The sequence below is a fragment of the Metamycoplasma salivarium genome (assembly GCF_900660445.2).
Lineage (GTDB): Bacteria > Bacillota_I > Bacilli_A > Mycoplasmatales > Metamycoplasmataceae > Metamycoplasma > Metamycoplasma salivarium.
Genome location: NZ_LR214938.2, coordinates 430,451 through 442,367 on the forward strand (window position 1 = coordinate 430,451; position 11,917 = coordinate 442,367).

An 11,917-nucleotide genomic window follows, 5' to 3' on the forward strand; every position below is an offset into this window, starting at 1 on the left:
AATTCTTATCTCATTTTAATTGCTTTATATTTATTGACATTAATTTTTAAGCATACTAATTGGAGCAACATAAACTCCATCTGGCCTTTTGTATGCTTCCCCAGTTAAACCATTGATTATTAATAAAAATGAAGGTTCTTTGTCGTTTTCATTTGTTATCATTTTTGCAACTTTAAGTAAATTTTTAGATGCATCATCATTAGAAAAATCACTTAATTTAATTTCAACAGCTGCTCATGAACCATCACTTTTTTCCAAAATTGCATCTATTTCATTTCCCTTTGAATCTCTAAAATAGTACAAGTTTCAATCATTCGTATAAGAATAAATTCTTAAATCTCTTAAAACCATTGACTCAAATAATATTCCTAAAAAATTTAAATCGTCTTTCAATTTTTCAGCATTTATCTTTAAAAAACCGCACGCTAGTGATGGATCAACAAATCTTTTCTTTACAGATAAGGATAATCTTCGTGAAGATCTTATATTAGTTATATATGGTTTAATGTTATCAACAATAAATATATCTTCTAAAATTTTAAAATATGAGTTTAATGTTGGTCTACTAATCTTAAAATTTTTGTCATTTTCAATATCTTTAATAATTGTTTCATTTGCTACTAATGTACATTCATTTCTAGATAAAGACATAATAAACCGCATAAATCTTGACAAATTATTTTTTTTGATAACAAATTTAGTAAATTCGTGTTTTTCTAGCATAGCACAATACATACTTGCAATCCTAATATCATCGTTTTCCAATTGTGATGGTCAACCACCTTTAACAATCAAATTTGCAATATCATTCAGGTCAAATTTCTTACCGTTTAATCTTTCAAAAACATATCTTTTATTAAATAAATCCATCAAAGAAACTTGACCAGTTGATTTTTCTAATTCATATAGTGACATGGGAAACATTTGAATTGGTATATATCTACCAATGCCACTATGGTATGTATTTAATTCTCTTTCTGAGCCTGTTAAAATATATTTTCCTTTGTTAAAATCAACTTGACGTCTAACCAAATCTCACAAAATAGGAAGGATTTGTCATTCATCAATAAGTCTTGGTTTTTCGCCATCTAAACACATTTCTATAACTTTTTCCTTGTCATATTTTGTCATTATCAAGTTATCTAAAAACATTTGTGACTTTGTATTTTGGATTCCTGTATATGTTTTTCCGCATCATTTAGGTCCTTCAATTATTAATGCTGCATTAGTTTTTAATGCTTCCTCAATCTTTTCATCAACTAATCTTCTTTTATACATTTAAATCCTTCACCTAAAAATTACATTTTTCACACTTTTAATTTTACATTTTTCACACTTTTAATTTTACATTTTTCACACTTTTAATTTTACATTTTTCACACTTTTAATTTTACATTTTTCACACTTTTGTATTTGTCTTTTTCGCATTTTTTACTAGTGATAAATAAAAAGGCGAAGCTTAGTTTGCTTCACCATCTTCATTATTCTTTTTAGATTTTTTGGGGCTGTCTGGTTTCTCAGATTTCTTATCATCTTTATCAAATTCTGATTTAAATTTATCTTCTGAAATTTTCTTTTCACCAGCAACTTCATTAAATAACTCTTCAAAGTCTTCTTTAGAATATGTTTTGCTTAATTCTTGTTTTTCTTTATCCATTCTAGGAGGTAGCTTCATATATTTATTTATATAATCAATTTCTTCAGCAACAATAGTTTCATTTAAAACTAATGCATCTTTAATTAATTCTAATAATTGTCTATTTTCAGAAATTATTTCATGCGCTTTTTGTTCAGCTTCTAACATAATCTTACGAACTTCAGTATCAATTTCTTTTGCTGTATATGAAGAGAATGAAACATTTTTCATATAGTCTCTACCTAAAAATGGTGTGTCACTATCTTCTTCATATTTAATAGGACCTAAATCAGACATACCTCATTCAGTAACCATTTTTCTAGCAATTTTTGTTGCTTTAGCAATATCATCGCTAGCACCAGTTGAAACGTTTTCATTTCCATAAATAATAGCTTCTGCAACACGCCCACCCATAAATGAAGTAATCATGGCAATAAGCTCAGCTTTTGAACGGTTGTATTTTTCTTCTTCAGGAAGCATTAGATTATAACCACCTGCATGACCTCTAGGAATAATAGTAATTTTTTGTACTTTATTACCACCAGGTACTTTTAATCCAACAACAGCATGCCCAGCTTCGTGATAAGCAACTGCAACATTTTCCTTTTCAGAAATTGTTCTTGATTTTTTAGCAGGTCCAGCAATTACACGATCAATTGCTTCATCAATTTGTTCAATAGTAATAACGCCTGTTTTTTCTCTAACAGATAATAAAGAAGCTTCATTAATAACATTTTCAAGTTGTGCTCCAGAAAATCCAGGAGTTCTTCTTGCTACTAAATTAAATTTAATATCCTTAGAAATTCTCTTACCACGTGCATGCAATTTTAATATTGCTTCTCTTTCTTTAATATCGGGTAAAGAGACAGTTATTACTCTATCAAAACGACCAGGTCTTAATAAAGCAGGATCTAAAACGTCAGTACGGTTTGTAGCAGCCATTATTAATATTCCACTATTTTCTTTAATACCATCCATTTCAACAAGTAGTTGGTTTAATGTTTGTTCACGTTCATCATTTCCACCACCAATACCAGCACCACGAGAACGGCCAACGGCATCAAGCTCATCAATAAAGATAATTGCAGGAGCATTTTTTCTTGCTTCAGCAAACATATCTCTAACTCTTTTGGCTCCAAGACCTACAAACATTTCAACAAAGTTTGATGCAGAAATAAAGAAGAAAGGAACGTTAGCTTCACCAGCAGTTGCCTTTGCAATTAAAGTTTTTCCAGTTCCTGGAGGACCTCCTAATAAAATACCTTTGGGAATTCTTGCACCAGCAACAGCATATTTTTTAGGATTTTTTAAATAATCAACAAGTTCTCAAACTTCTTCTTTAACTTCTTCATTACCTGCAATATCACTAAATTTCTTATCTGTTTTAATACGTTGTGCAACAGTATTATCCTTTGTAAATGGATCTCCCATATTTCTCATCATTGCTTTAACTATGAAATATGCAATACCGATCATTGCCATTATTGGCAATAATGATGACATAACACTTCATATTTTGCTACTTAATGATGGAGTAGGATATGGTGTTGTAAATAATCTACCAACAAATTCTTTTCCTTCTTTGTTTTTATATGTAAAAGCAGCAGCTGTTAATTGATTTAATAAATTTCATTGTTGAATTTGTATTGTTGTTACATTTAATGTAAATACATATTCTCCTGATTTAATTGCCGACTCAGGAACACCTAAATTTTTAAAAAATTCTGCATCAGAAGCATCAATTCCGAGTGTAAATTTCATTAGATTCTGATAAGGATTGTGCTCAACAGATTTAAATGCAGTTCCATCAGTTGTATTACTTAATATTTTTGTTAATACTGACCGATAAAAATTGTAATCATGTGTGGCATAATCACTTGAGGTTGTAAAATGCTTTATGGTAATGGCCATTATTGCAATCAGAATAATAGCTGCAAAAATACCTAATAATCACCAAATATTAAAGCGAAATCTTGGTTTTCTATTGTTATTTTCCATAAGTATTTCTCCTTTCAAAAATTAATTAGTTAATAAATTATTATATAAAAATTGCTATTTTGATATTTTTAATACGTTTTTTTTCTTAAATAGTATATTTTTGTCGTCTAGTTTATACCGTGCGGTTCTATTATTAGAAATAATAAATTGATAAATTCCTTCCATTTTAGAACTAGAAAGTTCAACATTTAAAAAATATGTATTTATAAATTTATAAATTAAGTTTTTTCATAAATTATTATCTTTAAGAAAGTTACAATCAAACTCTTTTTGTCTTCATTCATTAAATTTATTTTGAATTAATGTTTCTAATTCTTTATTTTTTAAATTTTTTGTCACAAAAGAATCAAGGAGTTTAACTTTTTCTTCTAACGAAATTTGCTTGAGTCTATTGCGAATTGCATTTCTTGTATAAATATCTAAATCATTCGTGTAATCTAAAGCATAAGGCAATTTATCTTGATTACATAAATTTAAGATTTCTGATTTTCAAAATGCAAAAATGAGTGGCCGATATACATTCATTTCAAACAAAAAGTTTTTAGGCTTTATTCCATAATATAAAACTTTCCGACATGAATTTTCTTGCATTATTGCTGTTTCTAAAAAATCATCTTTATGGTGCGCCAATATCAAATAATCACATTTTTCTTCATCATAAATTTTCTTAAAAAATTCATATCTTTGTATCCTTGCAATATTTTGAAAATTGCCTTGCTCATTGTGTTTTTTTAGATTTAGAACAAAACATTTTATATTATTTTTTTTACAAAAATCAATGACAATTTCTTCATCTATTTTGCTAGTTTCACGCTTATTATAATTAATGTGCGCGACAACAATATTTTTGTTTTTTAATAAATTTAATAAAAACATAGAGTCAGGGCCACCGCTAACTCCTAATAACATCTTTTTGTTAATATCAATATTGTCTATTTCAAACTGTTTTTCAATATTAAACATAAAATTATCATTTTCCATTAAATTTGTTGATTACATAATGAATGTCATTGTAAATATATGTTAATGCAATATCTGCTGCTGAATCAATTATCTTATTGATAACTTCTAAATCATTTGGCGTAAATTTACTCAAAACATAATTAACAACATTATCTGATCTACCAATTCCAATTTTCAATCTATTAATTTTTTCAGTGCCAAGTTTTTGAATAATATCTTTTAATCCATTATGGCCACCAGATGAACCTTTTTGCTTAATGGTTGCTCTGCCAATTGCTAAGTCTAAATCATCTTGAATAATTAAAATGTCATTTTGATTAATTTTGTAATAATTCATTATTTCAACTACAAAACTACCACTATTATTCATATATGTTTGTGGTTTTGCCAAAATATATTCATCGCCAATGTGGTAAATTCCATTGAATTTCTTTTCATCAAATTCAACATCAAGTTTTTTTGCAATTGCATCAACAACCATAAAACCAACATTGTGTTTTGTTTGAGCATATTCTGCTCCAGGGTTCCCCAATCCAACAATTAATTTCATTATTTAACTCCTTGATTTAATTTAGCATTTCAAAGTTCACTAATACATGTGATTCTTTTTGAATCATCATCATTTTCAATACCATAAATAAAAGCATCTTTTTGTCCAAAAATTATACTTAATTTCTGTGCTCTTGTAATTGCAGTGTATATTAATTTTTTACTTAATAAAATTCTAGCTTCATCAAATAATACAGTAAAAACAATTGGGCATTCACTTCCTTGATATTTATGAACGCTAGTACAATAAGCCAAAATAATTCTTTGTAAAAATTCTTTTCTTGTAAATTGAACAATTCGATCTTCATTTTCAAATTTAATTTGTACAAAACTAATTATTCTAGTGTCATCCTCGAAAATAAAATTATAAATATAACCAATTTCACCATTAAAAATCTTTTTTGAAGGATCATTAACAGTATTTATGACTTTATCACCAATTGCATATGCTTGCTTTCCAATTAAAGTTGTTTGCATATTGTCTAATTTTCTTCAAAATGTTGAAAGTTCATTATTTAAATTATCAATTCCAGTTTGATAGTTATAAATTGGACTTAAAATTGCAATATCTTTTTTAACATAACCTTGTTTAATAAGTTTTTTGATTTCGGAAATAATTATTTTGCTTAGATTTTCTTTTTCAACTTCATGAAATTGCGAATGTTTACCATTAAATTTAGGAAATTCGGATTTATTAACACTAATAGCATCTCGAATTATTTCATAATTTTCGGCTTGACGATAAATTTTTGAAAGTTCTATTGTTTCAAAAATATTAGATTCAATAAAATCTTTAATTAAATAACCTGGTCCTATTGCAGGGAGTTGATTTTTATCACCAACAACAATTATTTTTTTAAGAGATTTACTTAACCCTTTTAGTAAATGAAAGAATAAATCAATTCCAACCATAGAAAATTCGTCAATAATTAAAACTTTTTTATTTTCAGGTCAATTTTCATTAACCTTAAATTTATCAAGATCAACATCTCATTGCAAAAAGCTATGAATTGTTGAAGCTTTAATTTCATTATCTTTATTAATATTAATTGTTGCTCGTCCTGTTGGGGTAACTACAACAATATCCTCTTCACTATATTTTGTTAAGAGTAGGTTAATTATTTTATTTAAAATTAAAGTTTTCCCAGTTCCCGGAGAACCCGTAATTAAACATAAATTTTCATTTAAAGCACTGTTGATTGCTTCAATTTGTGTTGGATGAAAATATGAATCTGCATAAGGTAAGAATTTGTCTTTATGTTTTTTGCTTACATCATATAACCTTGTAATTACATATTCTTCCATTAATCTTAATTTTGTAGTCGTAATAAATTCTTTATTATCAAAAAGTAAGACTCTCTTTTCTTGAATTAAATATTTAAGTGCATCTTTAAATTCATCAACTGAGATTTTTTCGTAATTCTTATAAAAATAAGCGTAAAAGTCTTTATTTGAAATTTTAGTATGGCCTTTATTGAAAAAATATTCTTCTAATGCTTTATATAACACCATTGGCTTTGTAAAAAAATGGCCTTCTGGAAAGAAATGTTTAGTAATTTTATCTAAATCAGATACTTGAATTCCTTCAACGTCAAAATAAAAATCATAAAAGTTGTCTTTATATTTTTCCAAAAACATTGCAAGTGAATCGAAATACAAGTTAATTTTTTCATAAAAACTAGGTGATAAATTTAATTTTAAAAAGAACAGTTGATCTTCAATAATGTTAGTATTTGCTCTAAGATATGCTCTAGCTTGTGAATATGCTTCTTCTGATATTCCAAAATCATCAGCATCATAATCATCATTAAAAGCTAAAATGTTTAAAGTATCAAAACCAAATTTTTCAACAATTTTTGTACTTTTCACTTCACCAATTCCAGGAAACTTTGAACTTTTTAAAAAACGAACTAAATAATTTAGTTTTCACATTTCACTTTCTTTAAGTTCAACTAAGTTATAACTTTCAGTATATCTACTATGTGGAAAGTATTCCAAAATCATGTCATAACATTTATCAATTTCAAAATCAATATCTTTTGACAAAATAGAAATAGTTCCATATTTGTTAGTTTTGATTGTAAGACCTTGTGGTTGAGCTGCAATTTTACAAGATGTAATACGGAAATTATTTTGTTTTTTTTCAAATAATATCTTTTTAAAAAAGCCCGAAATCTTAATTAAGTCACTCATATTTAAAAATTTTATCATTTTCTCAAGAAAAAAACTAACTCATAATTTTGTAATGAAAGGTATAATAATTAATTGCAAAAATTACCATGTGAGGTATCTAAATGTTAGATTTAAAATACATAATAAATAACAAACTTGAAGTTATTAAAAAATTATCAACAAGAAACTATGACATTGATAATATTGAAAAAATAGTTACTTTGGTTGAAAAAAGAAATAAACTAATTGCAAAGCTTGAAAAGTTGCAAGCTGAAAGAAACACATTAAGTGATGAAATTGGAATTAAAAAGAGAAATAAACAAGATACATCAAAATTAATGGAAAAAGTTTCAAAAATTAAAGTTGAGATTGACAAAGTTGATGTTGAAGCTGATGAATTAATTAAAAAAGTTAATGACTTAGTTATCAAAATTCCAAACATTCCTTATGATGAAGTTCCAGTTGGAAGAAGTGATTTAGATAATGTTGTAATTAAAGAATTTCCTAACTTAGGTCGTGGTTTAGTTAAAAACGTTGAGGCACACTATGATATTGCCACAAAACTTGACATCATTGATTTTGTTAGATCAGTAAAATTAGCACAAACTAGATTTGTTCTATATAAAAATGAAGGTGCACAATTAGTTAGAGCATTAGCTAATTTTATGTTATCAACTCATATTAAAAATGGTTATAAAGAATTAATGCCTGCACATTTAGTTAATAGCAAAATGTTATTTGGAACAGGCCAGCTTCCTAAATTTAAAGAAGATTTATTTAAAATTGAAAATAACGATTTATGATTAATTCCAACAGCGGAAGTGCCTGTTACAAATTACCATTATGATGAAATTTTAGATTTATCTAAACCAATTAAATATGTTGCTTACACAAAATGTTTTAGATCAGAAGCTGGAAGTGGCGGAAGAGATACACGCGGTGTTATAAGACAACATGAATTTCATAAAGTTGAACTTGTAAAATTAACATCAGAAAAAGATGGAATGCATGAATGAGAAGAAATGGTTAAAGATGCTGAAAGTATCTTACAATTACTTGAAATTCCATATCGTAAGGTTTTATTATCAACTGGTGACATTGGATTTAGTTCTGCAAAAACAATTGACCTAGAACTTTGGATTCCATCTGAACAAAAATATCGTGAAACAAGTTCAATTTCAATTTGTAAAGATTTTCAAGGACGTAGAGCAAAAATTAGATATCGTGATGAAAATGATAAACTAAAATATGCTTATACAATGAATGGTTCAGGTCTTGCAATTGATAGAGTAGTTGCCGCTATTTTAGAAAATTATCAAAATCCTGATGGTTCAATTTCAATTCCAAAAGTTTTAATTCCTTATATGAATGGACTTGAAAAAATTTCTAAAAAATAATTTATGTGGTTATTTAGTAACCGCATTTTTATTTACTGCATTTATAATATAATTGTTAATTACTTATATATAAAAATTAATTTTTGTTAAATAAAGGATTAAATATGACAATTAAAAAATTATTAACATCACTTAATGATATTAAACATGGACAAGATTTTGAAATTCAAGGTTGAGTTCAAAACAATCGTGGAAATGAAAAAATCAAATTTTTAGCATTAACTGATGGAAGTACAGTTGATACTTTACAACTTGTTATAAAAAGTGAAAACATTAAAAGATTTAATCTTGACAAAATTAATTTGGGTTCTTCAATAAAAGTTAAAGGAAAACTATTATTAACTCCAACTGCTCCTCAACCTATTGAACTTGCAGTTGATGATTTAATTTTAATTAACAACACCGATGAAGATTTTCCTATTCAAAAGAAAGAAACAACACTTGATTTTTTAAGAGAAATTCCACATTTAAGACATAGAACCAACTTATTTAGAGCAATTATGATTATTCGTAATGCTTTACTTTTTGAAATTCACAGTTATTTTCAAAAACATGATTTTCTTAACATTGCTGCACCAATTATCACATCAAATGATGGTGAAGGTGCTGGCGAAACTTTGATTGTTAATAGTTCTGAAGGTGATTTTTTCAAACAAAAATCTTTTTTAGGTGTGACAGGACAATTGCATGCTGAAGCATATGCTGCAGGATTTAAAAAAGTTTACACTTTTGCGCCTACTTTTAGAGCAGAAAATTCTCATACTACAAAACATTTAGCAGAATTTTGAATGATTGAACCAGAAGTTGCTTTTTATGAACTAAATGATATTATTCCTTTTGCTGACAATTTACTAAAAACAGTAATTAGTAATGTTATTAAAAAATATCCTTCTGAAATGAAATTATTAGACTCTTTAAAAGACAATAATTTGATTACTACATTAAAGAAATATATATCTACTCCATTAAAAATTATGGAATATAAAGAAGCTATTAAAATTCTTGAAAAACACAAAAAAGAGTTTGAGGAACAAAACATCTTTTTTGGTATGGATTTGGGTTCTGAACATGAAAAATTTATTGCTGAAAAAGTTGTAAACGGCCCAGTTGCAATGATTAATTATCCTAAAGACATTAAAGCTTTTTATATGTATCAAAATGATGATAAAAAAACTGTCGCTGCATTTGATTTATTAGTCCCTGGAATTGGTGAAATTATTGGTGGAAGTCAACGTGAATCTAGATATGAACTTTTAGTTCAAAGACTTAAAGAACTAAAAATTAAGCAAGAACCTTTGCAATGATATTTAGATTTAAGAAAATATGGATATGCACCATCTAGTGGTTTTGGAATTGGGTTTGAAAGACTTGTTATGTATGTAACAGGAGTCGCAAATATTCGTGATGTAATTCCATTTCCAAGAACACCTGGAAATATTAAAATGTAAAAAGGTTATTTATGGACAAGAATTTATTAACATTTATTATTCCAATTTATCATCCATCAATTTCTGTTGATGATATTTTTAAGAATATAATTAAGCAAAAAGACCAAAATTTTAATGCTATTGTTTGCATTGATAAACCAACTGAAGCACAACTTGAAAGTATTTATCAATTAACTACTATGTTAAAAGATAGACTTAAATTAATTATTAATACCTCACACATTAACATCGTTAAGGTTTTAAGGCAAGCATTAGCTATGTCTAATACACTTTATTCATATATTCTTTATTCATATTCTTACATTAAGAGTGAATTTACATTAAACTTATTTGACTTTTTAAACAAAAGTGAAATTAAACCTGATTTTATAGAATTCAATGGTTATATGAGAGGTGTTAATCACATCGATTTTTATAGAAGCAAATATAAAGAAGAAGAAATTTATGATTTAAGTAAAGATCAAAGTCCAATTGCAATGGTAAGTCCTTATATTTTCAATTCAATTATTAAAACTGAAATCTTGAAAGATGTTTTTGCAACTTGCAAGATTAAAGATGCTAATATGCAACTCTCTTCTGATATTAAATATTTGTCACTTTTAAAATCGAAGACTTTTGCTTATATCAAAAGAACATGAATTGAGGATTTTAATTATCAGCTAGGTTTATTAAATCCTAAAAACATCCAAATTGAATGAGAAATTATTAAAGATATTGCTAAAGATAAATTTGTAGAAGAACTACAATTTGCTTATAAAATGCATATTTATTATTTCACTGCAGGGTTTTTAGGTCAATTAAAATTTAAGAAAAATTCACGTGAAGCCAAGATGTTAAAAAACTTTAACTTAGAATTAGAACAAATGATTAAATTGTCAAATCAACAAACTCCTAATATTCTTGAATCCAATAAATATTTTAAAATGTTTAATGTCGTTTTACCTACTTTATCAGAACTAGAAACTAATCAAAATTGAAGAAAGATAATGAAAAACTTTAAATGATAAAAATACAAAAAAAAGCTAATTTTTGAATTCGTTTACTCGCAACATTTATTGATTGTATTTTGTTTTTATCAATTGCAACAGGAACATCATTCTTAGTTTTTAATTACAAAACTGGAAATTATTTTTATAGATATAATTATTATTTTTGACTTTTATTTTTAAGTTTATATCTAGCTTTTTTCTTTATTGTCTTGCCAATTATTTGAAAAGGTAAAACTATTGGGATGGCAATTTGCCGAATTATGATTATTAAACAATTTAAGGAAGATAAATTACCAAGAGTAATTTTTGATCGTCAAAGACTATTCTCGTTTTTATGAATTATTATTTTACTTTCTTTTATGATTTTTATTCATCCAGATACTTTTTTGGAAGCAATTCAAGGTAAAACATTAAAAACTTACCAACGTGCTTTTTTAATTATTCCTACAGTTTTATCTTCTTTAGCTTTAATTACAGACATTTTCTTTATTTCAAGTAATTTAAGAGCAAATAGAATTGGATTAAATGATAAACTTTCAAGAACATTTACTGTTTGAATTAATAAATTTGAATTTGTTGAAGCAGAAGATAAAGAAGAAATTTTTGCTTCTCAAATAAAACCAAAACCTAGAATATTACCAAATATAAAAATTGAAAATTAACTATATTAACCTAAAATATAGACATTTTTTTGACCTATGATTTAACCTTTGATACTATAAAACACATAAAATAGAATATAATTAAATAAAGCAATTGTTTTTG

At 26.4% G+C, this 11,917-nt stretch carries 9 protein-coding genes; 4 read left to right on the plus strand and 5 right to left on the minus strand.

Annotated elements, in window-relative coordinates:
* Nucleotides 1–39: 39 nt before the first annotated feature.
* From EXC60_RS01970 to EXC60_RS01990, 5 genes are all read right to left on the minus strand, one after another.
* Nucleotides 40–1,278 carry an ATP-binding protein gene (locus tag EXC60_RS01970; RefSeq protein ID WP_029670524.1) on the minus strand — a complete coding sequence of 413 codons (1,239 nt, stop codon included), beginning with the start codon at nucleotides 1,276–1,278 and terminating at the stop codon, nucleotides 40–42.
* 181 nt (nucleotides 1,279–1,459) lie between these two features.
* A complete protein-coding gene (gene ftsH, locus EXC60_RS01975; protein WP_024544191.1) occupies nucleotides 1,460–3,634 on the minus strand; it encodes an ATP-dependent zinc metalloprotease FtsH in 2,175 nt (724 codons plus the stop codon).
* Nucleotides 3,635–3,688: 54 nt separating this feature from the next.
* Nucleotides 3,689–4,597, minus strand: a complete 909-nt coding sequence (gene tilS, locus EXC60_RS01980) for a tRNA lysidine(34) synthetase TilS (RefSeq protein WP_165283164.1) — start codon at nucleotides 4,595–4,597, stop codon at nucleotides 3,689–3,691.
* Nucleotides 4,598–4,601: 4 nt separating this feature from the next.
* Nucleotides 4,602–5,147, minus strand: a complete 546-nt coding sequence (gene pth / locus EXC60_RS01985; RefSeq protein WP_024544193.1) for an aminoacyl-tRNA hydrolase — start codon at nucleotides 5,145–5,147, stop codon at nucleotides 4,602–4,604.
* Nucleotides 5,147–7,357 (minus strand): ATP-dependent DNA helicase, encoded by a 2,211-nt coding sequence (locus EXC60_RS01990; RefSeq protein ID WP_051327693.1) that lies wholly within the window; start codon nucleotides 7,355–7,357, stop codon nucleotides 5,147–5,149. The genes pth and EXC60_RS01990 overlap by 1 nt, the downstream gene beginning before the upstream one ends.
* An 83-nt stretch (nucleotides 7,358–7,440) precedes the next feature.
* Between EXC60_RS01990 and serS the strand changes: the two genes are divergently transcribed.
* The 4 genes from serS (at nucleotide 7,441) to EXC60_RS06510 (ending at nucleotide 11,814) form a co-directional block, all read left to right on the plus strand.
* The gene (gene serS / locus EXC60_RS01995) at nucleotides 7,441–8,715 is read left to right on the plus strand and encodes a serine--tRNA ligase (RefSeq protein ID WP_024544195.1); all 1,275 of its coding nucleotides are present in this window, start codon (nucleotides 7,441–7,443) and stop codon (nucleotides 8,713–8,715) included.
* A gap of 104 nt (nucleotides 8,716–8,819) precedes the next feature.
* A complete protein-coding gene (asnS, locus tag EXC60_RS02000; RefSeq protein ID WP_024544196.1) occupies nucleotides 8,820–10,163 on the plus strand; it encodes an asparagine--tRNA ligase in 1,344 nt (447 codons plus the stop codon).
* Nucleotides 10,164–10,174: 11 nt separating this feature from the next.
* On the plus strand, nucleotides 10,175–11,170 hold the full coding sequence (locus tag EXC60_RS06505; RefSeq protein WP_024544197.1) for a hypothetical protein: 996 nt from the start codon (nucleotides 10,175–10,177) through the stop codon (nucleotides 11,168–11,170).
* Complete coding sequence (locus EXC60_RS06510; RefSeq protein ID WP_024544198.1) at nucleotides 11,164–11,814, plus strand: RDD family protein; 651 nt, start codon at nucleotides 11,164–11,166, stop codon at nucleotides 11,812–11,814. The genes EXC60_RS06505 and EXC60_RS06510 overlap by 7 nt, the downstream gene beginning before the upstream one ends.
* Nucleotides 11,815–11,917: the final 103 nt, after the last annotated feature.